The sequence below is a fragment of the Francisella sp. SYW-2 genome, from assembly GCF_008711475.1.
Classification (GTDB): domain Bacteria; phylum Pseudomonadota; class Gammaproteobacteria; order Francisellales; family Francisellaceae; genus Francisella; species Francisella salimarina.
The window spans coordinates 60674-86893 of sequence record NZ_VXKO01000001.1; the positions used below are offsets into that span (position 1 = coordinate 60674).

Consider the following 26220-nt stretch of genomic DNA (forward strand, 5'->3'; position numbering starts at 1 on the left):
ACACTTTGTAGCAATGAATGTACATTAACGATTAGTATTTTATAAAATACGATAGCGCAGTGCTAAGTGATTTTACATACTTTTTTCGAGATAAAAAGAATATGTCGCTAATGCTTACACAGCAAGTAGCGACATATTGTTAAGAAAAAATTATTGACTAATAATCATATTCCCAATCAACAACTATTTTTTTAGACTCAAGATCTTGGCTAACTATATATTGCTTAACATAAGGAATTAAGTATTCACCAGAATCATTCTTACAAACAAGAACCTCGTTAGCTCCAGTTTCAATAATATCAATGACATTACCAAATGAATCATTAGCTGTATTAACTACTGAGCAACCTATCAAATCCTTGAAATAAGCTTCATCTTCTTCAACCTTAGGTAAGGCTTCTTTTGGTACACCAATTAGGGAATTTACATATTTCTTAGCTACTTCTGCACTATCAACACTAGCAAGTTTAATATACAACTTATCCCCTCTTCTAAAAACACTTTCTTCTTTGAGGGGTTGCCAAATATTATTAGCTGGCAATTGAATATACCAGTCACCATAGCTTAAAAGAGTTTCAATTGAATTCGCCAAAGGATATAAATTAAGCTCACCATCAAGCTTATATGTAGCACCAATCTTAGCTATTTCTACGAAGTCCTGTGACATAAAAGAAAAATTATTATGAAAATGATGCTATTAAGCAACTTTTTTTGCTTCTTTGATTAAGCTAGCTACTCTATCTGAAGGCTGAGCACCTTTAGCAAGCCAAGCTTCAGCTTTAGCTACATCAAGCTTTAATCTTTCTTCACCACCTTTAGCTAAAGGATTAAAGAAACCTAGCTTCTCGATAAATCTACCATCTCTTGGGCTTCTTTTATCAGCAACTACGATTCTATAGAAAGGACGCTTTTTAGCTCCACCACGAGCCATACGAATTACTACCATTTATTATTCTCCGGTTTTATCTTTTTATATTTCAAACTTTTCTTAGCTAAGCTTAGCAGCCATAAACCTAGCAAAAATTATGCAAAAATTTAATAGCAATACTTTAAAGTCTCTTAACCAAAATGTCAATAGTTGACTTTACATAAACATAATATATAATACCCGAAGTCGCTGAATTTAACAAACAACTTGCTTGCGACACTAAATAATAAGCTAAAGCGTTTCTACTAAATTTTATAAAAGATTTTCTAGAAACCTTTTAGCAAAACTAAAAGGGAGAACGAAATGTCAAAAAATTATTTATTCACATCCGAATCAGTTTCAGAAGGACATCCAGACAAACTAGCTGATCAAATTTCAGATGCCATCTTAGATGAAATCCTAAAACAAGATAAAAATGCTCGTGTAGCATGTGAAACTCTTGTAAAAACAGGCATGGCTCTAGTTGCTGGTGAAATCACAACTTCTGCATGGATAGATATTGAAGAGTTAGTTAGAAAAGTAATTGTTGAAACAGGTTACGATGACGCAAACAAAGGTATCGATGGAAGGACTTGCTCAGTTATAAATGCTATTGGTAAACAATCAGGCGATATTGCCCAAGGTGTTGATCGTGGATCACTAGAAGACCTTGGTGCCGGAGATCAAGGGCTCATGTTTGGTTTTGCGACGAATGAAACTCCTACTCTTATGCCTTCTGCTATTTACTACTCTCATCTGCTAATGAAAAAGCAAGCTGAGTTAAGAAAATCAGGAAAACTTGCTTGGTTAAGACCAGATGCAAAAGCTCAGGTTACACTTGCTTACGAAAATGATAAACCTAAATTTATTGATACAATCGTAATTTCCACTCAGCACAATGAATCAATCTCACAAAAAGATCTTCATGATGCTGTAATAGAAGAAATTGTAAAAGAGGTAATTCCTTCTGAGCTAATTACAAAAGATACGAAGTATCACATCAATCCAACAGGTGTATTCTTAATAGGAGGTCCTCAAGGAGATTGCGGTCTTACGGGTAGAAAAATCATTGTTGATACTTACGGTGGAGCAGCTCATCATGGTGGTGGTGCATTCTCTGGTAAAGATCCATCTAAGGTAGATCGTTCTGGTGCCTATATGGGTAGATATATCGCTAAAAATGTTGTTGCAGCTGGCCTAGCAGATAAATGCGAGGTTCAAGTAGCATACGCGATTGGTGTGGCAAAGCCAGTATCACTTATGATTAATACATTTGGTACAGGCAAAATTACTGATAGCAAAATTGAACAACTAGTTTCAGAAACTTTTGATCTTAGAGTCGGTAAGATTATCGAAAATCTTGATCTACTTAGACCAATTTATCGTAAAACCTCTAACTATGGCCATTTTGGTCGTGAGTTACCAGAATTCTCTTGGGAAAAAATAGATAAGGCAGATAATCTTAAGTCTGCTGCTAAAATCTAATTTATTCTTTATACTCTCTATATTTCAATAAAATCAACCACCTATATTATTAGAATCTATTACAATAATATGACAACACTTTGTGAATATGAAAATGATTAGCTTTTTATTAAGAGTTTATAACTAACCTTATATATTATTTATATAATATTGAGAATAATTATATAAACTCGTATGCCACTATACTCCAGCATTTCTAGTATCTATTTTTCAATCTAATCGAAAATACAAAATAATAGCAAAAAGACTTATATTAGGAAATATAATTGGCTCAATTAGAAATTTTAAGATAGACTTTTATAGGCGCTCATGAAATTTCTAAGTCAGATGGCTCTGACTAGATTAGATAATTTAATAGTTCGTTAATCACTAAATATTTATATCTTAAGAGTAGTTCTTGAAAGCAACAAGTCTAAATACCCCTTACTAGTTTCTATAAAGTTATAGCATATTTTGGTTATAAAGCTCGTTAAAAGATTATAGACACACCTTTTTGGATATAGTATCAAGGCAATATTACATTCTGTTAGAGCTTGACTACAGAATCTAGTAAATAGCTTAGATATGAACCATTTAGTCAATTATCACTTAAATTATTATGTGCATTAAGAACAAATTTACTAAATAACCTACAACGTTTGATACATAGTTTTAAGACTTATATTTATAAAAGATTAGAGGGAAAGTTTTTGAAAGAGAATACTTAAGAAATATTTATTTAGATTATGCTGTCGTACTAGCTTTATTATATTTTTTCTTTGCTTGAATAAATTCAATTTTTAAATCTTTATACTTTGATTTAATTTCTCTTATATCAGCCTTAGATAATACATTCTCTTTCTTAGCTTTTAAGTATTCTTGCTTAGCACTATACATATTTTTGACATTTGTAACTAACTTAGCGTACATTTCTTCAATACCTAAGTGGAATGTTTTATTCTTTTTAGTTAATGCCTCATCAAGTTTAACCTTTGCTTTTGCAATTTCAATCAAATGCTTAGGCGTAGTTTTAAGATCATAGCACCAACCTATCTTTGCTAATCCAGCAATGAACCATTTAGAAGGATCAAGATCAAACCATCTTATACCATTTCTATAGTCTCCGGCAAAAGCATGATGATAATTATGATAACCTTCTCCACCAGTTACAATAGCTGTTATCCAACTATCTCTAGCTGTGTTTTTTGTAGAGTATGGTCTTCTTCCTATAGTATGTGCTAAAGAGTTAATACAAAAAGTCGCATGATGAACTAATACAACTCTCAATAGACCTCCCAAAATTAAGAAGCCCAAAGCACTATGCCAAGCAGCAGTTAATGTACCGCCAGATAAGAAACCAAAAACAAATCCAAGCAGCGCAGGTAAACCAAAACATGCTAGAATAGCTAGCACAGTATAGTTATTGTGCTGATATACCAATGCCTTATCTTTCAATAAATCATTAATACCTCTAATTTCTTGAACATCTGGGCTACTATGTCTTAGCAACCAACCAAAGTGTGAAAACCAGAATCCTCTTGTCGCAGCGTAAGGATCTTTGACAGGATCGTCAACATCTTTATGATGTTTTCTATGATCTGATGACCATTGAATTACACTATTCTGTAATGCTGCAGTACCAAAAAGCAAAAGTGCATAACTTACAATCTTATTAGCTTTGTATGTCTTATGAGACCATAACCTATGGTATCCCATTGTAATACCCACACCCGTAAGTGCATAGAAAACTACAAGACATACATAATCAGCAGTAGTGAACCCAATAGTCATTGCATACCATGGGACAGCAATAATTGTAACCAACGGTAAAAGCAGAAGTCCAAAGACACTCTTCCAGACTATACTACCTTCTTTTTCAATGGTCTGATGTATTATTTCATTATTATTCATTTAGAACCTTTAACCTTTTTTTGAATTTAACCCACATGATGCGAGTATGGAATTTATTATTTACGATACTATAATATCATGAAACTAATATTTTTGATAGTTATTTATAGTAGCCCTAAATTTGAGCTCTTGCTTTGACGTTAATACTTAAGTCAGAATCCTTATAGCCATTAGCATATCTATAGGCGCCAGCAAGGGCTATCATAGCACCATTATCTGTGCAATATTTCATTGGAGGGAAAAATATCTCATAACCCTTATTCTTGGATAGTATATCCAACTTAGAACGTAGCAATTTATTTGCACTAACACCACCAGAAATCACTAATCTTCTATTTTTTGTTTGCTTCAAAGCCTTGCTACATTTTGATACTAAGACATCTACAGCTGCATCTTGAAAAGCATAACAAAGATTTGCCTTATTTTCTTGAGATTTATCCTCTTCTGAATACCAAGTATTTAGCACCGCAGTCTTTAAACCACTAAAACTAAAATCTAAGTTAGGCTTATTTTTCATTGGGCGAGGTAAATTATACCTATTTTTATCTGCAGCTTTATCAGCAAGATTAGCCACTTCGACTCCACCAGGGTATGGCATTCCTAAAAGTTTGGCAGTTTTATCGAATGCCTCCCCGGCAGCATCATCAATAGACTCACCCAGCAGAGAATAGTTACCAAAACCTCTGACTTCAAATAACTGTGTATGACCTCCAGACACTAATAGTGCTACAAATGGGTACTCTATAACACTATTTTGATCTAGAAGAGGAGATAGTAGGTGTCCCTCGAGATGATGCACAGCAACAGTATCAATATTATGAATCATCCCTAAAGTTTTAGCAAAAGTTGCCCCCACCATCAAAGCGCCGACCAGTCCCGGCATTGCTGTATATGCAATGCAACCTATTTGATCAAAGCTTAAATCAGCCTCTTCGAGGACTTGTTTAGTCAACACATTAAGCTTAGCTATATGCTCTCGAGATGCAAGTTCTGGAACTACACCACCATACTTCTTGTGCAATTCAATTTGACTGTATAAAGTATCTGCAATAATAGTCTTAGACTTATAGTCATAAACAGATACGCCAGTTTCATCACAAGAGCTTTCTATACCGAGAACAAGCATTACTTCTTAGCAGTCCCTGCACCACCATTAGTTTTTGTAATCTGAATAAACTTGGTTATAAAAGAACCAACAACTAAGCCAATAACAAAAGCTATAGACAAAAGTACCATTAAGGGCAATGTTGTACTACCAAATATATAATCAAAGCTAACGTTGTCAGTATTTAATATAGACAAAAACACAATTACAATAATTGCCAAACCAAACAATATTTGCCAAAATAACTTTTTAACTGTACTAAACATAAATTACATTCTTAAAAAAATATATTGACAATATTATAGTTAATTTTTTTGAAATTATAAAACTTAATTTGATAGATAAATTAGAAAAACTATTTAATATCACATATATAAGATATGTGATATGGATTTATTGAAAATTATTAGAAGTCTAAAGATTCCAAGGCGTTTCTCAATGACTCTTCAATATCTTCATTGATATCCTTGTCTTCTTTTTCAATTTGATTCTCAAACGAAGAAGACTCTTCAGTGTCAAATGATGATGCATCTGTAAACAGTGTATTATCTTCGACACCAAGCTCTTCTCTCATCTTCTCAATCTTATTAGACTCTTTTCTAACTGCTAAGCCAGTACCCGTCGGAATCAACCTACCAATAAGAACATTTTCTTTAAGTCCTCTCAACTGATCGACTTGAGAATGTATTGAAGCCTCTGTTAATACTCTAGTCGTTTCTTGGAATGATGCAGCAGACAAGAACGACTCTGTAGATAAAGATGATCGAGTAATACCCATTAAAGTAAGTTCATACTCAACCAATGATTTATCCTCTTTAGATAATCTGTCATTTTCTTCAAGTATTCTTACTAGTTCAATACTTTCATTTTTGACAAACTTACTATCACCTTCCTCAAGTATTGTCGCTTTTCTTAACATTTGTCTGACAATAGTCTCAATATGTTTATCATTAATTACAACACCTTGCATACGATATACAGACTGAGCCTCAATTAAGATATAATCAGCAAACGCCTCAAGTCCCTTATACTTTAGAAGGTCATGTGGATCAGTAGGTCCATCCGCCAGAACATCACCTTTTGATACTGGTTCACCATCAAAAACAACCAAGTGTCTAGACTTAGGTAACAGTATTTCTTCTGTAATATGACCATTCTTATCTAAGATTTCAATTCTTTGCTTCTCTTTAGTGTCTCTATTACCCAATCTAACCACACCATCACAAGGTGATAATATAGCAGCATCTTTTGGACGTCTAGCTTCGAAAAGTTCAGCAACACGCGGAAGACCACCTGTAATATCCTTGTTCTTAGACCCTTCTAAAGGAATCTTAGCGACCACATCACCAACCTCTAGAACCGAATCATCAGCAACATTCAATACAGCACCTACAGCTAATGAAATTGATTTAAGCTCATTACCTTTTTCATCAACAATCTTAACTACAGGTTTTAAGTTCTTAGATGTTGTTCTTTGAGATATTGAAGTTATCTCGATAGTTTGCTGACCTGTTAGATCATCATATGTATGCTTCGATGTGATACCATCAATAACATCCTCTAAAACTACTTTACCAGCAACATCTGTAATCAATGGTTGAGCATGCGGATCCCAAGTAGCAATAACATCGCCAATCTCAACACCCTTGCCACTTGCTAAAGGAACAACCGCACCCATAGGGATTTTATGTTGCTCTCTAACACGGCCCATAGTATCAGAAACTATAATTTCACCAGCTCTTGATATAACTATATTTTGGCCATCTTTATTTGTAACTGTTCTGATGTTTTTGAACTTGATCTTACCAGCAGTTTTAACTTTGATATCAGATACTGTAATACCCAATGATGCCGCACCACCAGTATGGAACGTTCTCATCGTAAGCTGTGTACCTGGCTCACCAATTGACTGAGCAGCAATTACACCGACAGATTCACCGACATTAACCTTTCTCTCACGAGCAAGGTCACGACCATAACATTTAGCACATAAGCCTCTACGAGTTTTACATGTAATTGGAGATCTAACCTTGATCATGTCAATACCATTATCATCAAGTATCTCAACAAGGTTTTCATCAAGTAGAGTACCAGCTTCTAATAGAACTACTCCTTTTTCAGTCACAACATCAGCAGCTAATGTTCTACCTAAAGCTCTCTCTACTAAAGGAACTTTAACTTCACCATCTTCAACGATAGCCGAAAACATTAAACCATCATCAGTACCACAATCTTCTTCGATAACAACTAAATCTTGAGCAACATCCACAAGTCTACGAGTTAAGTAACCAGCGTTAGCCGTCTTCAATGCTGTATCGGCCAAACCTTTACGAGCACCGTGGGTAGATGTAAAGTACTGCAATACTGACAAACCTTCTCTAAAGTTCGCCGTAATAGCAGTTTCAATCATCGTTCCATCTGGCTTAGCCATTAGACCACGCATACCTGCAAGCTGTCTCATCTGGTTATAAGAACCCCTTGCGCCTGATTTTGCCATCATATATACAGAGTTAAACGATTCAATTTCTTTATTCTCACCATCCACCATTACAGTATCTTTAGATATAGCATCCATCATTGAAGCACCAACTTCATCAGAAGTTTTGCTCCAAATATTAATGATATTGTTGTATCTCTCATTTTCTGTAATTAATGATGACTGATATTGCTCTGTAATATGCTTAATTTCTTTTTCTGCTTCTTCTACTTTAGCTTCTTTAGTTTCAGGTATTGTCATATCATCAACACCTACAGAAACACCCGATAATGTTGAGTATTTGAAACCTGCATACATTAGTTTATCAGCTAAAACTACAGTTGCTTTGCCACCTAGCACTCTAAATGCCTGGTTAATGATTTTAGAAATTTCTTTCTTGACAAGCACTTTATTTAATAGCGAGAATGATAATCCTTCAGGTAATATATTAAGAAGTAATGCTCTACCAACAGTAGTATTCACAACTCCTTTCTCGTTATAAGTATTACCTTTAGTATCAAAAACTTGTCTATCTATTCTAAGCTTGATTTTAGCATGGATATCTATAGTGCCAGAATTATATGCTCTACTAACGTCATCATAGTTTGAGAATAATTTACCTTCACCTCGAGCGCCCTCTTTCTCTCTAGTGATATAGTACAAACCTAATACAATATCTTGAGTAGGAGTAATAATTGGCTGACCAGACGCTGGAGATAAGATGTTATTTGTAGACATCATCAACACTCTAGCCTCTAATTGAGACTCTACGGTTAATGGTACATGGACTGCCATTTGGTCACCATCGAAATCGGCGTTAAATGCCGCACAAACCAAAGGATGTAGCTGTATCGCCTTACCTTCAATTAGCTTAGGTTCAAAAGCTTGAATACCAAGTCTATGAAGTGTAGGAGCACGGTTTAATAAAACTGGATGCTCATTGATAACAACTTCTAAAATATCCCATACAACTGCTTCTTCAAGCTCAACCATTCTCTTAGCTTGCTTAATAGTTGTTGCGTAACCACCTAATCTTAACTTAGAGTATACAAAAGGCTTGAATAGCTCTAATGCCATCTTCTTAGGTAAACCACACTCATGCAGTCTTAGAGATGGACCTACTGTAATCACAGAACGACCAGAATAATCTACACGCTTACCAAGTAAGTTCTGACGGAAACGTCCTTGCTTACCTTTAATCATATCTGCTAATGATTTAAGAGGTCTCTTATTAGAACCTGTTACTGCTCTACCACGTCTACCATTATCCAATAATGCATCAACAGCTTCTTGCAACATTCTCTTTTCATTTCTAACAATGATATCTGGAGCATTTAAATCCAACAGTTTTTTAAGTCTATTGTTTCTATTAATTACTCTACGATACAAGTCATTAAGATCAGAAGTTGCAAATCTACCACCTTCAATTGGAACTAATGGTCTTAAATCTGGCGGTAAAACTGGTAATACAGTCATTACCATCCACTCAGGTTTATTTCCAGATGCTTGGAAAGTTTCAAGAAGTCTCAATCTCTTGATTGCTTTTTCTCTTTTGGCTGTAGACTTACTTTCTTCATATTCAGCTTGTAAAGACTCTATTTCAGTTTCAAGATCCGTATCTGCTAATAAATCTCTGATAGCCTCTGCACCCATAGATGCTTCAAACTCATAACCATAGTTCTCTAAAGCTTCTGCGTACTCATCATCCGTAAGAAGCTGCTTCTTCTCTAACGGAGTCATACCGGGATCTGTAACTATATAAGACTCGAAATATAGAACTTTCTCAACATTCTTTAATGGCATATCAAGGAATAAGCCAATTCTAGAAGGTAAAGATTTCAAATACCAAATATGTACTACAGGACATACCAAATCTATATGTCCCATTCTTTCTCTACGGACAGAAGCTTTTTCTACTTCAACACCACAACGCTCACATACTACGCCTCGGTGCTTAAGTCTCTTATACTTACCGCATAGACACTCATAATCTTTAATTGGGCCGAAAATTTTTGCACAGAATAATCCATCTCTTTCAGGCTTAAATGTTCTATAATTTATAGTTTCTGGTTTTTTAACTTCACCGTGAGACCATGAACGAATGACCTCAGGAGATGCTAAAGATATTTTAATAATATCAAACTTTTTACTATTGTAATTTTGATGTAGGATACCGTTATTCACAGGTAATTCTCCTATACTTTTATTTTAAATAACAAAAAATAAGTAGCTTTAAATTAAGATGCTTATTCTTCCTCAGATGAATAGTCAAAATCCATGTCTATACCCAACGCTCTAACTTCATTTCTTAAAACATTGAATGACTCTGGAACATCTACATTCATAGTTAACTTACCATCAACTATGTTCTTATACATCTTAGATCTACCAGCTATATCATCCGATTTAACCGTTAACATTTCTCTTAATGTATAAGCAGCACCATATGCTTGTAATGCCCAAACTTCCATCTCACCAAATCTTTGACCACCAAATTGCGCTTTACCACCTAGTGGTTGCTGCGTAACTAGGCTATAAGATCCAGTTGATCTAGCATGCATTTTATCATCTACCAAATGGTCTAGTTTAAGCATATACATGTATCCAACCGTTACGTGCCTATCAAATGCTTTACCAGTACGACCATCAAATAGTTTCATCTGACCATTTGCCGCAAAACCACCTATTTTTAGTAATGATTTAATATCTTCCTCTTTTGCACCATCGAATACAGGAGTTGCAATCGGCACCCCTCCTTTTAGATTTTCACAAAGATTAAGTACTTCTTCATCACTCAAAGTTTTAAGATTAACTTTTTTATCGCCCACACTATTATAGACTTCTTCTAAAGTTTTTCTTAACTCAGCTGCTTTTCTTGTCTTTTCAAGTGTTTGCTCTACCCTCTTACCTAAACCATAAGATGCTAGACCTAAATGCGCTTCAAGAATCTGTCCTATATTCATACGCGACGGTATACCTAAAGGATTCAAACAAACATCTACCGGAGTACCATCTTCCATATACGGCATATCTTCAATAGGAAGTACTCTTGAAACCACACCCTTGTTACCGTGACGTCCAGCCATTTTATCACCAGGTTGAATACGCTTCTTAATAGCAACAAAAACTTTAACAGTCTTAAGCACACCAGGAGATAGCTCATTACTTTGAGTGATTGATTTCTTCTTAGTTTCGAATCTAGCGTCTACAGCTATCTTAGCTTCTTCATAGTATTCTCTAGCATTCTGTACTTTTTGCTCAAGTCTTTCATCTTCAAAAGATATTTCCAACCACTTAGCAAAAGGTAGCTTCTCCAAGAACTCTTTTGTAAGAACAGCTCCTTTCTTAAGACCTTTTGCCTTTTGAATCTTAGCGCCTATAACATCTGCTTCAATTGATGATTTAACTACAGATTCTATTACAGCAAATTCCTCATCAAAATCCTTGCGCGCCTTGTCAATTAACTCTTTCTCAATTTTAAGGGCTCTTTTGCTTTTACCGCCTTTATCATTTTCGAAGACTTGAACATTGATTACAGTACCAGAAGTACCACTTGGCATTCTTAATGAACTATCAGCAACATTTGAAGCTTTTTCATTAAAGATAGCTCTTAGAAGTCTTTCTTCTGGAGTTAATTGTTGCTCAGCCTTAGGTGTAATCTTAGCAACTAAGATATCACCCGCTTCAACATTAGCACCAATATGAACAATACCTGACTCATCAAGCTTAGCAAGACTTGACTCACTCACATTTGGAATATCTGCTGTTACTTCTTCTGGACCTAATTTAGTATCACGAGCCACACAAGTAAATTCTTCGATATGGATACTAGTATACTTATCATCTTTTACTATTCTTTCAGAAAGTAAAATTGAATCCTCAAAGTTGTAACCATTCCACGGCATGAATGCAACCATAAGATTATGACCAAGCGACAACTCGCCAAAATCTGTTGCAAAACCATCTGCTAGAATATCTCCTGCTTCAACTTTATCACCAACATTAACTATTGGACGCTGATTAATACAAGTATTTTTGTTTGAGCGTTTGAACTTTGTCAAACTATAAATATCAACTAACTTACTTGTTTGTGATTTTTCAGTATCAACTTTAATAACTATTCTATTAGAATCTACTTCAGCTATCTCTCCAGCATTTCTTGCAACAATACAGTTACCTGAATCTCTAGCGACTATCTTCTCCATACCTGTACCCACTAAAGGTTTTTCAGATTTTAGAGTTGGTACAGCTTGGCGTTGCATGTTTGCACCCATCAATACCCTGTTAGCATCATCATGTTCCAAAAATGGTATCAATGCCGCCGCCGCCGAAACCATCTGCTTAGCAGAAACATCCATATACTGAACCCTACTTGACTCAGTAAATATAGCTTCACCACCAGAACGACACTGAATAAGATCTTCTACAAAGTGGTTATTTTTATCAAGCTTAGTCGATGCCTGCGCAATTACATAATGATCTTCATCTATAGCTGACAAATACTCAATTTCATTAGTTACTTTACCATTTACGACTTTTCTATATGGTGCTTCTAAGAAGCCATAATCATTAACTCTTGCATAGCTTGCCAATGAGTTAATAAGACCAATATTTGGACCTTCTGGAGTCTCAATAGGACATAGTCTACCATAGTGAGTTGCGTGAACGTCACGAACTTCGAAGCCTGCTCTGTCACGGGATAAACCACCTGGACCTAGTGCTGAGATTCTTCTCTTGTGAGTTACTTCAGATAGAGGGTTATCCTGATCCATAAACTGCGATAAAGCACCTGATGTAAAGAATTCTTTAATTGCTGCTGTAATAGGCTTAGAATTCACGATATCTTTAGGCATAAGCTTATCTTTATGAACTAACGACATACTTTCACGAATACCTTTCTCGACACGGTAAAGACCTATTCTAAATTGGTTCTCAACCATTTCACCAACAGAACGCACACGTCTATTCCCTAAGTGATCAATGTCGTCAACCTTTCCTTTACCATCACGAATATTAATAAGCTCTTCTATAACCCCTACAATATCACTATTCTCCAGAGTATAAATATCTCCGGATACTTTATCAGAACCTAATCTTGCATTCAGCTTCATTCTACCGATATCAGATAAGCTATATCTACTTTCGATGAAGAACAGTCCTTCAAAGAGAGCTTTCACAGAAGCTGCTGCTGGAGGATCACCTGGTCTAAGAACTTTATATATTTCTACAAGTGCTTCATCTGTATTTTTAGTAAGATCGTATTTAAGAGTATCTGATATATATCTACCTCTTTCAGTAGTTATAAAATCAATAACTTCTAATTCAAGCATGCCAACTTCTACACATGCTTCTAATAAACTTTCTGTAACATCGTCATTAGCGTAAGCTATAACTTCACCTGTTACCTCATTAACAATGTCTTTTGCTACTCTAAGAGTACTAACCAAATCAAAATCAATTGCTACAGAGTCAACGCCTGCGTCTTTGATTTTCTTGATATCTCTAGATGTTAATTTCTTATTTTTCTTGACTATTGTCTTATCATTTTCATCAACAATATCAAATTTAAGCACTTCACCTTTCATTCCTGATAAATTATCAAGCTTAAGTGCAAAACCTTTATTATTAAAACTAATTGTCTTACTATCAGAGAAATTACTTAGTATCTCCTCTTGTGTATATCCAAGAGCTTTTAAAATCACTGTAGCGCAAAACTTTCTCTTTCTATCAATTCTGGCCCATACAATACCTTTGGAGTCAAACTCAAAATCAAGCCATGAACCTCTGTATGGGATAATGCGCGCCGAAAACGCTCCATCTTCTGAATCATCCTTGCTAAAGAATACACCAGGAGATCTATGTAATTGTGAAACAACAACTCTTTCAGTACCGTTAATTATAAAAGTACCGTTAATTGTCATAAGAGGAATATCTCCCATGTAGACATATTCCTCTCTAATATCTTCTACAACCTTTTCGTTAGGAAGAGCTTCTTTATTATATACAACCAACCTTAACTTTACATTTAATGGCGCATCATATGTAGCACCGCGGACTTGACACTCTGTTTCATCAAAAGTAGGTTCCCCAATTTGATAATCAACATAATGAAGTTCATATTGACCATTTTTACTTTCGACAGGAAAAGATTGCTTTAACACTAATTCAAGACCAGAGTGAAGTCTACCTTTTGCATCATCTGCATTTAAAAATTTCTTATAAGACTCTGTTTGAACGGAAAGTAAATATGGCACATCTAAGATATGAGGAAGAACCCCAAACTCTTTGCGAATTCTTTTTTTCTCAGCGTATGAGTAAGACATCAAAAACATCCCTAAGATTTTGTTTACACAAAATAAAAAGCAAATATGATTATATTTGCACCAATATCTATGTATCTTTCAATACTAGAAAGACTAGAGGCCAAAACTGACCACTAGTCGTAAATTTCTAAAAACTATAGTTTAGAATTTTATTATTTAAGCTCAACTTTAGCGCCAGCTTCTTCAAGTTGCTTTTTAAGAGCTTCTGCTTCATCTTTAGATGCAGCTTCTTTAACTGTGAAAGGAGTACCTTCTACAGCTTCTTTAGCTTCTTTAAGACCAAGGCCAGTTGCGCCTCTTACTGCTTTAATAGCAGCGATTTTGTTTGAACCAGCTTCAACTAAAACAACGTCAAATTCAGTTTTCTCTTCAGCAGCAGCAGCTTCGCCACCAGCAGCAGGGCCAGCAACAGCAACAGCAGCAGCAGCAGATACACCAAATTTTTCTTCCATCATTTTAACTAAATCACATACATCCATTACACTCATTTCAGCAACAGCATTTAGGATATCTTCTTTTGTTATAGACATTTTTATAACTCCTATTTATTTAACAATTAATTCTTTTTCAGCTTTTTCATAAGCCAGTGCAATTATTTACTATCTCCAACAGCAGCAAATACTCGTACCGCTTGAGACGGAATCTCATTAAGAGTACGAACAAACTTAGTAACTGGTGCTTGCATAACATTAAGTAATGTAGCAAGTGCCTCTTCCCTAGTAGGAAGCTTAGCAAAGTCATCTAACTTTTCAGGACCAAACAGTTCACCAGACATAGCTAAATTCTTAACTTCAAAAGCATTGTGCTCTTTTTGGAAGTTCTTGAATAGCTTAGCTGCTGCACCTGGCTCATCCTTAGAAAGAGCAAGAACAAGAGGACCTTTAAGAGCATCACCAAGACACTCAAAATCAGTTCCTTTAATTGCTAAACGTGCTAAGTTGTTACGCACAACTCTTAAATAAACTCCAGACTCACGAGCTTGCTTTCTTAATGAAGTCATTTCATTAACCGTCAAGCCACGGTAATCTGCAACTGCTGCAGACAATGCCGTAGAGACATTTTCAGCAACTTCAGCGACAATTGCTTTTTTGTCTTCTATTCTAAGTGCCATATCGACTCCTTATTTTATTGTCTACACTTTATTTAATTAACACGACATTTAGACCGAAAAGGTTGTCAACATCGTCTGCGTAGGATAAATTATTAAGCCAAGCAAGCTCAGCTCCTACGGTCTTTGATCGTTGTATTTTCATACAACCCAAAGAAATTGCAAAGCAGTATATTATATATTTAAATCCGAAAAGTCAACACTTATTCCTGGACCCATTGTACTAGATACAGAAACTTTCTTCAGATAAATACCCTTTGACACTGCTGGTTTTGCTTTTTTAAGATCAGCTAAAAGCTGCTCTAAGTTTTGTGTTAAAGCATCAGTAGTAAAGTTTACTTTACCAATCGTAGTATGAATTATACCAGCTTTATCAACTCTATATCTAACCTGACCTGCTTTAGCATCTGTTACAGCTTTGGCAACATCCATAGTTACAGTACCAACCTTAGGGTTAGGCATAAGTCCTTTTGGACCAAGTATTTGACCTAATTGACCCACAACTCTCATGGAATCAGGAGAAGCAATAACAACATCAAAGTCCATATTACCTTTTTTAACTTCATCAGCCAAATCTTCCATACCAACAATATCAGCGCCAGCAGCTTTCGCAGCATCTGCCGCAGGGCCTTTAGCAAAAACCGCCACTCTCACAGTTTTACCAGTACCATTAGGAAGAACTGAAGCACCTCTGACAACCTGATCAGATTTACGAGGATCTACCCCTAAAGCCACAGAAACATCAACTGACTCAACAAACTTAACAGAAGAAACATCTCTTAAGATATCAAAAGCCTCTGATACAGGATATTTTTTCTCAGCGTCTACTTTAGCCGAGATCTCTTTCATTCTTTTTGAAATTTTAGCCATTATTCAACCCCTTCTACTTTTACACCCATACTACGTGCAGAACCTGCAATAATTCTTACTGCAGCATCAACATCTGCAGCTGTTAAATCAGGATCCTTAACCTTAGCAATTTCTTCTAACTGCTCACGAGTAATAGTACCAATAAAATCTTTTGAAGGGTTTGATGAACCAGACTTAACTTTAATAGCTTTCTTGATCAGATAAGAAGCTGGTGGCGTCTTCATCTCAAATGTAAAGCTACGATCACTATATACAGATATTTCTACAGGTATTGGCATACCAGGTTCCATACCTTGTGTCTTAGCATTAAACTCTTTACAAAAACCCATAATGTTAACACCATGCTGACCCAACGCAGGACCAATTGGTGGACTAGGGTTTGCCTTGCCAGCTGCAACTTGCAACTTGATAATAGCTTCTATTTTTTTCTTAGCCATTTTTATTCTCCAAATTTAGGTTAATAGCACTTATATGAAAATATAAGCTCCCTATCATCTTAGTAAATACCACTAAGACTCTTTTTCAACTTGTGAAAACTCAAGCTCAACAGGAGTAGATCTACCAAAAATAGATACTGCAACCCTTAATCTTGACTTTTCATAGTTAACTTCTTCAATAACACCCGTAAAGTCATTAAACGGTCCTTCTAAAACCCTAACAACCTCACCAACATGGTACGTTTTTCTCAATCTTGGCTCAACTGCAGAAGCATTTCCTTCCACAAAACCTAGTATTCTTTCAACCTCAGGCTTACTAAGAGGAATAGGCTTCCCTCTTGAACCAACAACTGTTAAAACTCTAGGAACTGCTTTAATAATATCCCAAGCTTCTGTTGTCAAATTAGCTTCAATCAAAACATATCCGGGAAAATATTTTCTTTCACTTTTACGTTTCTGCCCGCCTCTCATCTCAACAACATTTTCAGTCGGCACAAGTATTCTACCAAAATTCTCTTTCAAGCCTGCTATTTCTATATTTTCTTCTAGCTGAGTTTTAACTCTTTTTTCATAACCTGAGTGCACCTGCACAACATACCAAAGCATACCAATATCCTTTTATTAACCCAGAAAATACTGAATAAAATTCTCAAATATAACACCAAATAAAGATATAATTAGTGCAAAAATTATAACTACAACTATAACCATAGCTGATATTGTCATAGTTTCTTTTCGCGTAGGCCATACGACTTTCGCTAGCTCAAGCTTAGATGCTTGGAAAAAAGCCCAGAAACGACGACCCTGATTTGTAAATCTTGCGACCACTAATGCAGCCAGAACCACCACTACAGCTAAAGAAGTGTTATACGAACTGTAGCTTGAACCTAAAACATCAGAATACATAGTAACAGCAATACCAGCAACTACTATCGCTACAGCCACCAACCACAACAACGCACTACTAGACTTAGAAATCTTCTTAACTTCTGTGGTCTTCGTGGCACCACTTATCCAAACCTTATTATTAAAACCTTGATTCTTTTTCACAAGACATCCTTTTTCTTAAAAAGAGTATTTTTAATTAGAGAAATTATAAACGTAGGCAATAAAATACCATAGCAAACAGACAATATCAAGAAATAAAAAAGGCGGAGTTGCAATTTATACAACACCGCCTTAATTATGTGGCAGGCCAGGAGGGACTCGAACCCCCAACTTGCGGTTTTGGAGACCGCTGCTCTACCAATTGAACTACTGACCTATATTTTTGTTAAATTACCTATTATTCGATAATTTTAGCAACAACACCAGCACCAACTGTTCTACCACCTTCACGGATAGCAAAACGTAGACCTTCGTCCATAGCGATTGGGTTGATTAAAGTGATAGTCATCTTAACATTATCACCAGGCATTACCATTTCAACACCTTCTGGTAACTCAACAGCACCAGTAATGTCTGTAGTACGGAAGTAGAACTGTGGTCTATATCCTTTGAAGAATGGAGTATGTCTACCACCTTCTTCTTTAGAAAGAACATATACTTCAGCTTCAAACTTAGTATGAGGCTTAATTGAACCTGGCTTACACAATACTTGACCACGCTCAACGTCGTCTCTCTTAAGACCACGAACTAGGATACCAACATTATCACCAGCCTCTCCTCTATCAAGAAGCTTACGGAACATTTCAACACCTGTTACTGTAGTCTTTTGAGTTGGACGAATACCAACAACTTCAACTTCATCACCAACGTTAATAACACCACGCTCAACACGGCCAGTTACAACTGTACCACGACCTGAGATTGAGAACACATCTTCAATTGGAAGAATGAACGGCTTCTCTGTATCACGCTCAGGTGCAGGAATGTAGTCATCCATAGCCTGTACAAGCTCAACAATTTTCTCAACGTACTGCTCTTCACCTTCGATAGCTTTAAGAGCAGAACCCATAACAACTGGAGTATCATCACCAGGGAACTCGTACTGATCTAGAAGCTCACGAACTTCCATTTCAACTAGCTCCAACAATTCTTCGTCATCTACCATGTCACACTTGTTTAAGAAAACAACGATTTTTGGTACGCCAACCTGACGTGAAAGTAGAATGTGCTCACGAGTCTGTGGCATAGGACCATCAGCTGCAGAACATACTAGGATAGCGCCGTCCATCTGAGCAGCACCAGTAATCATATTCTTAACGTAGTCCGCGTGTCCTGGACAGTCAACGTGAGCATAGTGTCTATTTGGAGACTCATACTCAACGTGAGAAGTATTAATAGTTATACCACGCGCTTTCTCTTCTGGTGCGTTATCAATTTCATCAAAGTTCTTAGCTGCAGAACCATTTTTCTCAGCCATAACTTTAGTGATCGCAGCAGTAAGAGTAGTTTTACCATGGTCAACGTGACCAATAGTACCTACGTTTACGTGCGGCTTCAAACGTTCAAATTTTTCTTTAGCCATTTTCATGCTCCATTTTTTTTCAACAAAAAACAATAGTTTAAATATGGTGCTCACAACCAGACTTGAACTGGTGACCTCTCCCTTACCAAGGGAGTGCTCTACCAACTGAGCCATGCGAGCTTATTAATATTTTATTATAAATTAGATTTAGGTGGAGCGGGTGATGGGAATCGAACCCACACTATCGGCTTGGAAGGCCGAAGTTCTACCATTGAACTACACCCGCATGGTGGAGGGAGCAGGATTCGAACCTGCGAAGGCTGAGCCGTCAGATTTACAGTCTGATCCCTTTGGCCGCTCGGGAATCCCTCCCCTAAAACTTTTAGATAACTATAAAGTTTATTTGACTAAAAATCAAGCTTTTTTATGATAATTTGCATTTTGCTTTACGCCAACAACTCATCTAACAAAAAACTAAGGTTATATTACTATGCGTAGGTGTAAATGTAAAGTTATTATATCGTTTTTTATAAAACCACACACATTTTTTGCGCTCTTGTCATCGCCACATAAAGTATTTGATTTCTTTCTATAAAATTCTTATTTAATGAAATATCTTTTAAAAGCACAAATACCTTTTTATAAGTCGACCCTTGTGCTTTATGAGCCGTAACAGCAAAGCCATAATCCAAGTCCTTTTTTATTATACTATTCTTGGGCCTTAAACTACCATCAGAATATCTTTCAACATCAATCATTAATAAGTTATTTTTACGAAACTCATAATACGTTGACCACATTCTATCGCTTCTAGCAATCTCTAGTAAGTTATCATGTATCTCAGCATACTGATTTAAATTACAAGTATCATCTGAATCTATTATGAAAATACTTTTTTCATCAAAACCCTTATAAATTTTTGCTTTTTCATGCACCTTTACACTATATCCCATAAGGCCATTCATATTTTTTTGCTTTTTTGATACCTCAACCACCTTATAATCAACACAATTATTTATCAAGAAAGATTCTTTAGAATTGGCTTTTATGGCTCGATAGCCAATTAAAACATCACCTTTCTCAATTAAGTCAGCGCCTTCTCCAAACACCAAGTCCCTGATTATCCTATTCGCCAACATGACTGTCTTATTGCGCCAAGCTATTAACTTAGCATAGTTCAAATCAGTCTTTGCATAAGATGACCCAAAAACTTTTTTTATTTGCTCTCTAAATTCATCATTTGACTTAACAAATAGTACACCCTCATTCTCTTTATTCAAGACAGTTTCTTTTTTATTCAAAAAATAAGGTAGCTCTTCACTAACGTCTCTTAGTTGCTGACTTAACTCTACTAGTGGGTTGCTATCTGCTTGTCGCATAAGTTGAGTAAGTTCACATCTATTCTCTAATTGAAAAATTGGACTAACCTGATCGCCAACTGGTGGTATTTGTGCTTTATCGCCCAAAAATATAACCTTAGATGATAATGATTTAGTAATTTCTGAATCAATAAGCTCAAATAGTGATTTATTTATCATACTAGCTTCATCAATTATTATTAAGTCATAATTTTTGATACTCGCCTTATTAATTTGTCCAAAGACAGGTTCATTCGGATTGAAGTCAGCAAGATTTATATCAGGCTGCAAACCAAGTAAAGAATGAATAGTATAACCCTGCCTAGTAGTTGATTGTGAAATAACAGCATTTGCCTTACGAGTTGGTGCAGAAACTATCGCTCTTTTGGGATATTCATCCAAAATCTTTTTGACCACAGTAGTCTTGCCTGTACCTGCAAAACCTGAGAGTAAAAAATAAGACTCCCTACTCGCAATAAATTCTTTTATAAGGCGAATAGCTTCTATTTGTTGTTGATTAAGAATTATTTTCTGCCCATTCGGCAAATATAAATAATTTTCAGAATTGAGAAAGTTTTTTTGCATTATTTATTTTCTAACTCGGAAAACCTCGTAATAACCCTAGAAAGAATTAGATTATTTGGCATAACAATTTCATTACCAGCTTCATCATTTAGTTTTGTATACAGGAAACCGATCGATTTAACTTGACCTTTTACACCACCCAAGTCCACCTTCTCACCTATCTCAAAAGGCTTACTAAACGCCAGCATAATCCCGGATGCCACAATATTATAAGATGTCTTAAGAGACATAGAAATACCAAAAACGATCCCCGTTAAAACTCCTGTAACAGGCGATATAGGCACTCCAAGCTTCGCTAGTGCAATAACCACCACTAAAACTAAGAAAATGGTATACACAACGCTTGATAAAAATTGTGATACCGTCTTATCATACTCCTCAAGTAAGTGGTAAACTACTTTTTTTATATATTTAGATATCCAAAAACCTATACCTAAAATTAAAACTGAAATAATTAGGTTCATCCAAAATGATCCTCCAACACCTATCTGATCAAACATTTCTTTTTATTCTCCATATATGTTTTTTTAGCACTGGCAAGCATAAAAATAGCAGCGCAACTAAGGACTATTGATATTGAGGCAAACAAAACCTCCTCAAAAGCTTCGAGATGATTTACTCTCCCCATCAAAGTGTTCAATATAAAAATCACATTCTCCACAACAAATAATGCCATACTTATAGCAAAAACAGATAAGCATATAGAAAATCTATATAAAAAAGCTGATATTGCAAACAACAGCAATAATGGATACATAACTATCTGCAAAGCATCTATAAAGAAATACTCGAATGTTTCTACACACTCAAAATTATATTTAATTGTAGATATGTATATAAGTGCAAAAACAAAAAATGTTGCAAATAGTATTAGAGCATCTCTACTAAAAACACTATCATTAAACTCATGATATCTTTTTTTTGAAAACAAGAGTCCACATACCGTAATAAAAGCAGCACCAGAAATAAATCCATCATAAGAAAAAGTATTCTCTAAATATATACGATGCGCAACATATCCAAAACCACCCATAGCTAACAAAGATATTGAAAAACAAATCCAAAAGGCTGCATCCCAAGGCTTTTTCTTTGCAAAAATATAACTTAAAATTGCACAGCATAAAAATAGCATAAGTGAAATAAATAACCTCAGAATATCATCAGCTAACAATGGTAAATAAATCATCTCACACATTTTATTAGAAAACTCCTTTTGTTCTCAGAAATAAGTATAAACCTGTAGCAATGACACTTCCCAGCACCGGGCCAACTATCGGTACCCACGCATAACTCCACTGTGAAGAGCCTTTGCCCTGTATTGGCATAATAGCATGAAACAATCTAGGTCCAAAATCCCTAGCAGGGTTTATAGCATAACCAGTTGTACCACCAAGTGACAAACCAATTGCAATAACTACAAAGGCTACTGGAATTCCCCCTAAAGCTCCCATATCTATCGGATAAGCCGTAGTCACACTAGCCTCACCAGCATGAGCAACCACACCATGCATTGTTAAAATTGCAAAAATAAGTACAAAAGTACCAATAACCTCACTAGCAAAGTTTGAGGGTAAATGCTTAATAGCTGGTGATGTACAATGAGTAGCTAATTTCAAGTCAGTATTATCAGTAGCTGAGTAGTGTGGATAATACATAGTCCACACTAGAAGCTGACCAACCATAGCACCTAATATCTGTGAAATAACAAATGGTACAACCCACCCCCATGAGAACTTACCGGCAATAGCAAGTGCTAATGTAACAGCAGGATTTAAGTGAGCTCCACTAATAGGGCCAGCAACCAACACGCCCAAAAACACCGCCAAACCCCAAGCGAATGTGATAACAATCCAACCACCATTCTCTGACTTAGTGCCTTTTAAAACAACTCCAGCAACCACACCATTTCCCAGCAGTATCAAAATCATTGTGCCGATAAATTCAGCTATGCACGCTTCAAACATAAATAACCCTTAATTATACAACTCATCAACATTAAAGTTCTTAGAAAATTCCATAAAGCTATCAATTTGCTGATTTTGCCAAGCTTCATCTTTATCCAACTCTTTTGCCATAAGTTTAGCAACAACTGGGGCTGCATCGATACTAGCCTTAATATCTAAAAAGGCTGCTCTAGTTCGGCGAGCTAAAACATCCTCAACAGTTTGAGCCTTCTCAGCTCTAACATGATAAACAACCTCTGCCTGATAATATGGTAAATCATCATGTAACAACTCAAAATTATCAAGCTCTGTTTGGATTGCTTTAATATCTTCAGCATTTTTACCATAAACTTTTAGTGGATAAGCATCTTTTGGTTCAATAGCGTCAACAAGTAACTCATTAGAAGTCTTGGAAGTCTTTTGAGCAATTTTTTTAGTCTCGATAAAATCTATAACATCCTGCCCCATCCTTCTAAAGATTGTCCACTTACCACCGACAACTGTGATTAAGCCATCTTTTGACTCTATAACCTCATGCTTACGCGAAATTTTTGCTGTATTTTTAGCATTCTTTGGCGACACCAATGGTCTTTGGCCACAATAGACAGACTTGATATCTGCTACTGTAGCTTTAGTTTTAGCATACTGGTTAAATGTCTCTAGGATAAAATCAATCTCAGACTTCTCAGCTCTTGGCTCAATACTTGGAGCTTCTTTTTTGATATCTGTAGTACCAACGATTAAATGATTATGCCAAGGCAATATAAATAACACTCGACCATCTTCTGTTTCTGGAATTAAAATTGCATGCTCTGTCGGAAACTTTTCTCTATCAAAAACTATATGCGTACCTTGAGCAACCGATACATATTTATGAGAATCTTGTTGATTTGCGATATCAATAGTTTTATCTGTAAATGTCCCTGTAGCATTCACTATATGTTTAGCTGTAAATTCTTTTTGCTCGCCTGACAGGGTATCAACCACTTTTACAGTATCTAATTTTGAATTTGTAGAGCTAAAGACCTTCTCAACCTTATGATAATTAAGAGCTGTACCACCTTTTGCCTCAAAAGTCTTCATCAATGAGATCAGTAATCTAGTATCATCAAACTGACCATCATAATAAACTAAACTTTTCAGCAATTTCGAATCATCAATATTTGGTAGCTCTGCCAATGTTTGCTGTTTATTTAGATTATAGCTTTTGCCAATTTTATACTTACCCGACAAAAACTCATATAGCTTTACACCAATTGTATATTTAATAGTCTCAAAATAACTACGAGTTGGAATAAGATAAGACTGCTTATGAGTCAAGTGTGGCGCATTATGTAAGAATGAATATCTTTCCTCAAGCCCTTCCTTCACTAAAGCAAAATCAAAATTCTCAAGATACCTCAAGCCACCATGTATCAGCTTAGTCGACTTTGAAGATGTTCCTTTACCAAAATCATAGGCTTCTAAAAGCAAAGTTTTATACCCTCTAGAAACCGCCTCTACAGCACAACCAAACCCAGTTGCACCACCACCTATAACTATTATATCGTATTCGTTTTTCATATTTGATATTTACATGTTTTTAACTTTATAAAAAGCACATTAGCGATTAGCATTTACTAAAGGCAATGAGTCGAAAATAGAACTGTCTAAGTTCAATTATAATTGAACGAGTTTTCTATTTTCTTATTGGCTTAAAATGCGATAGCGTAGTGCTAGGCAATTTTGCATACTTTTTTTGCCATGCAAAAAGTATGTCGTTACAGCTTACGCAGTAAGCAACGAAACTTTTACTATATTATCTACTCAGCCCAAGCCTTACTTCTATCTACTGCTTTTTTCCAACCCTTATAATCATGGGCTACTGTTTGAGGGTCTTTTTGTGGCTCAAAAGTCTTCTCTGTCGTGAGAATAGATTTCAATTCTTCTTTATCTTTCCAAAAACCTACAGATAGACCCGCTAAGAACACAGCCCCCAAACCCGTAATCTCATTAATTTTAGGCTTAGAAATCTTTGATTGTAGTATATCTGATTGGAACTGCATTAGAAAATTATTTTGAACCGCTCCACCATCTACTCGAAGCCCTGCTAAATCAAGACCTGTACCTTCTTTCATACAATCCAAAACATCTTTTGCCTGATAAGCTATAGCCTCAAGTGCTGCCCTTATGATATGCTCACGCCTAGTATCACGAGTAATACCAACAATAGTCCCTCGAGCATACATATCCCAGTATGGTGTACCGAGACCAACAAAAGCTGGCACCAAATAAACACCATCCGTTGAATCAATTTTTGTAGCATAGTACTCACTATCTTCAGCAGAGCGTACAAGACCTAGACCATCACGAATCCATTGAATAACTGCTCCCGCGATAAATACACTACCTTCAAGAGCATAAGTTGGCTTACCATTCTCAGCCCAAGCAATAGTCGTAAGGAGCCCTGCATCAGAAAACACAGGTTTATCACCAACATTCATTAAAGCAAAGCACCCTGTGCCATAAGTGTTTTTCGCCATACCTTCCTCAAAACAGCAATGACCAAATAAAGCTGACTGCTGGTCACCTGCCACACCAGCTATTGGAATTCTAGCGCCGCCCAAAGTACTTGGATGAGTGTGCCCAAAATCGCCACTCGAAGATCTAACCTCTGGTAGCATTGATACAGGAATATCTAAATACTCTAGAATTTTTTTGTCCCACTCAAGTGTATTGATATTGAATAACATTGTTCTTGAAGCATTTGAAAAGTCAGTAGCGTGAACTTCACCCTTAGTTAAATTCCAGATTAACCAAGTATCGATTGTTCCAAAAAGTAAATCTCCTTTTTCTGCTTTTTCCCTAGCACCATCTACGTTATCAAGTATCCACTTAACTTTTGTACCGGAGAAATATGCGTCGACCACAAGACCTGTATTTTTACGAATATAATTAGTAAATTCTTTATCTTTATTGATTTCATCACAGATATGAGATGTTCTTCGGCACTGCCAAACTATAGCATTATAAACTGGCTGGCCTGTATTCTTATCCCAAACAACTGTGGTTTCCCTTTGGTTAGTAATACCTATTGCAGCTATATCTCGCGGAGAAACTCTAGCATACTCTAAAGCTTCTCTAACAATACTACTTTGCGATGCCCAAATTTCCATAGGGTCATGCTCTACCCAACCATTCTTTGGGTAAATTTGAGTAAATTCTTTTTGCGCTATCTTTTTAATATTACCTTGCTTATCAAAGATAATAGCACGAGAACTAGTGGTCCCCTGGTCTACTGCTAATATAAATTCTTTTGACATAAAAAACTCCATAAGTAAAAA

21 protein-coding genes and 4 tRNA genes are annotated in these 26220 nt (G+C 35.9%); 1 reads left to right on the forward strand and 24 read right to left on the reverse strand.

The genetic code is table 11. The features are described from left to right. Positions 1-157: 157 nt before the first annotated feature. Together rimM and rpsP are read right to left on the reverse strand one after the other, a co-directional pair. Positions 158-667 carry a ribosome maturation factor RimM gene (gene rimM / locus F3D57_RS00330; RefSeq protein WP_149368821.1) on the reverse strand — a complete coding sequence of 170 codons (510 nt, stop codon included), beginning with the start codon at positions 665-667 and terminating at the stop codon, positions 158-160. 30 nt (positions 668-697) lie between these two features. Further along, positions 698-946, reverse strand: coding sequence for a 30S ribosomal protein S16 (rpsP, locus tag F3D57_RS00335; protein WP_004287066.1), 249 nt, complete (start codon positions 944-946; stop codon positions 698-700). A 285-nt stretch (positions 947-1231) separates the two neighbouring features. Between rpsP and metK the strand changes: the two genes are divergently transcribed. Next, the gene (gene metK, locus F3D57_RS00340) at positions 1232-2392 is read left to right on the forward strand and encodes a methionine adenosyltransferase (RefSeq protein ID WP_150464823.1); all 1161 of its coding nucleotides are present in this window, start codon (positions 1232-1234) and stop codon (positions 2390-2392) included. Between the two features lie 723 nt (positions 2393-3115). Here metK and F3D57_RS00345 read toward each other — a convergent pair. From F3D57_RS00345 to glpK, 22 genes are all read right to left on the reverse strand, one after another. Then, positions 3116-4282, reverse strand: a complete 1167-nt coding sequence (locus tag F3D57_RS00345; protein ID WP_150464824.1) for an acyl-CoA desaturase — start codon at positions 4280-4282, stop codon at positions 3116-3118. Positions 4283-4397: 115 nt separating this feature from the next. Beyond that, positions 4398-5408 (reverse strand): tRNA (adenosine(37)-N6)-threonylcarbamoyltransferase complex transferase subunit TsaD, encoded by a 1011-nt coding sequence (gene tsaD, locus F3D57_RS00350; RefSeq protein ID WP_150464825.1) that lies wholly within the window; start codon positions 5406-5408, stop codon positions 4398-4400. Beyond that, complete coding sequence (locus F3D57_RS00355) at positions 5408-5653, reverse strand: lipopolysaccharide assembly protein LapA domain-containing protein (RefSeq protein ID WP_013922415.1); 246 nt, start codon at positions 5651-5653, stop codon at positions 5408-5410. The genes tsaD and F3D57_RS00355 overlap by 1 nt, the downstream gene beginning before the upstream one ends. Positions 5654-5793: 140 nt before the next feature. After that, complete coding sequence (gene rpoC / locus F3D57_RS00360) at positions 5794-10047, reverse strand: DNA-directed RNA polymerase subunit beta' (RefSeq protein WP_150464826.1); 4254 nt, start codon at positions 10045-10047, stop codon at positions 5794-5796. A gap of 62 nt (positions 10048-10109) precedes the next feature. After that, positions 10110-14186 (reverse strand): DNA-directed RNA polymerase subunit beta, encoded by a 4077-nt coding sequence (rpoB, locus tag F3D57_RS00365; RefSeq protein WP_150464827.1) that lies wholly within the window; start codon positions 14184-14186, stop codon positions 10110-10112. 152 nt (positions 14187-14338) lie between these two features. Continuing rightward, the gene (rplL, locus tag F3D57_RS00370; protein ID WP_013922412.1) at positions 14339-14716 is read right to left on the reverse strand and encodes a 50S ribosomal protein L7/L12; all 378 of its coding nucleotides are present in this window, start codon (positions 14714-14716) and stop codon (positions 14339-14341) included. A 62-nt stretch (positions 14717-14778) separates the two neighbouring features. Then, positions 14779-15297 carry a 50S ribosomal protein L10 gene (gene rplJ, locus F3D57_RS00375; RefSeq protein WP_013922411.1) on the reverse strand — a complete coding sequence of 173 codons (519 nt, stop codon included), beginning with the start codon at positions 15295-15297 and terminating at the stop codon, positions 14779-14781. 171 nt (positions 15298-15468) lie between these two features. After that, positions 15469-16164: a 50S ribosomal protein L1 gene (rplA, locus tag F3D57_RS00380; RefSeq protein ID WP_013922410.1), complete on the reverse strand. Its 696-nt coding sequence runs from the start codon at positions 16162-16164 to the stop codon at positions 15469-15471. Then, a complete protein-coding gene (gene rplK / locus F3D57_RS00385; protein ID WP_013922409.1) occupies positions 16164-16601 on the reverse strand; it encodes a 50S ribosomal protein L11 in 438 nt (145 codons plus the stop codon). The genes rplA and rplK overlap by 1 nt, the downstream gene beginning before the upstream one ends. Before the next feature lie 72 nt (positions 16602-16673). After that, the gene (gene nusG, locus F3D57_RS00390) at positions 16674-17207 is read right to left on the reverse strand and encodes a transcription termination/antitermination protein NusG (protein ID WP_013922408.1); all 534 of its coding nucleotides are present in this window, start codon (positions 17205-17207) and stop codon (positions 16674-16676) included. Positions 17208-17222: 15 nt separating this feature from the next. Next, positions 17223-17651: a preprotein translocase subunit SecE gene (gene secE, locus F3D57_RS00395; protein WP_150464828.1), complete on the reverse strand. Its 429-nt coding sequence runs from the start codon at positions 17649-17651 to the stop codon at positions 17223-17225. A 138-nt stretch (positions 17652-17789) separates the two neighbouring features. Continuing rightward, a tRNA-Trp gene (locus tag F3D57_RS00400) sits at positions 17790-17865 on the reverse strand. A 21-nt stretch (positions 17866-17886) separates the two neighbouring features. Next, the gene (gene tuf, locus F3D57_RS00405) at positions 17887-19071 is read right to left on the reverse strand and encodes an elongation factor Tu (protein WP_013922406.1); all 1185 of its coding nucleotides are present in this window, start codon (positions 19069-19071) and stop codon (positions 17887-17889) included. Between the two features lie 44 nt (positions 19072-19115). Beyond that, positions 19116-19191, reverse strand: a tRNA-Thr gene (locus F3D57_RS00410). Positions 19192-19223: 32 nt separating this feature from the next. Beyond that, positions 19224-19297 (reverse strand) — tRNA-Gly (locus F3D57_RS00415). 1 nt (position 19298) lies between these two features. Continuing rightward, positions 19299-19383 (reverse strand) — tRNA-Tyr (locus F3D57_RS00420). Between the two features lie 155 nt (positions 19384-19538). After that, positions 19539-20954, reverse strand: coding sequence for an ATP-dependent RecD-like DNA helicase (locus F3D57_RS00425; RefSeq protein WP_150464829.1), 1416 nt, complete (start codon positions 20952-20954; stop codon positions 19539-19541). Beyond that, positions 20954-21454: a mechanosensitive ion channel family protein gene (locus F3D57_RS00430; protein WP_146420852.1), complete on the reverse strand. Its 501-nt coding sequence runs from the start codon at positions 21452-21454 to the stop codon at positions 20954-20956. The genes F3D57_RS00425 and F3D57_RS00430 overlap by 1 nt, the downstream gene beginning before the upstream one ends. Continuing rightward, on the reverse strand, positions 21439-22149 hold the full coding sequence (locus F3D57_RS00435) for a hypothetical protein (protein WP_146420853.1): 711 nt from the start codon (positions 22147-22149) through the stop codon (positions 21439-21441). The genes F3D57_RS00430 and F3D57_RS00435 overlap by 16 nt, the downstream gene beginning before the upstream one ends. A 4-nt stretch (positions 22150-22153) precedes the next feature. Beyond that, positions 22154-22918 (reverse strand): MIP/aquaporin family protein, encoded by a 765-nt coding sequence (locus tag F3D57_RS00440; protein ID WP_149368829.1) that lies wholly within the window; start codon positions 22916-22918, stop codon positions 22154-22156. A 9-nt stretch (positions 22919-22927) separates the two neighbouring features. Next, positions 22928-24460 (reverse strand): glycerol-3-phosphate dehydrogenase/oxidase, encoded by a 1533-nt coding sequence (locus F3D57_RS00445; RefSeq protein WP_150464830.1) that lies wholly within the window; start codon positions 24458-24460, stop codon positions 22928-22930. Positions 24461-24699: 239 nt separating this feature from the next. Next, complete coding sequence (gene glpK / locus F3D57_RS00450; protein WP_146420856.1) at positions 24700-26199, reverse strand: glycerol kinase GlpK; 1500 nt, start codon at positions 26197-26199, stop codon at positions 24700-24702. Between the last annotated feature and the right edge of the window lie 21 nt (positions 26200-26220).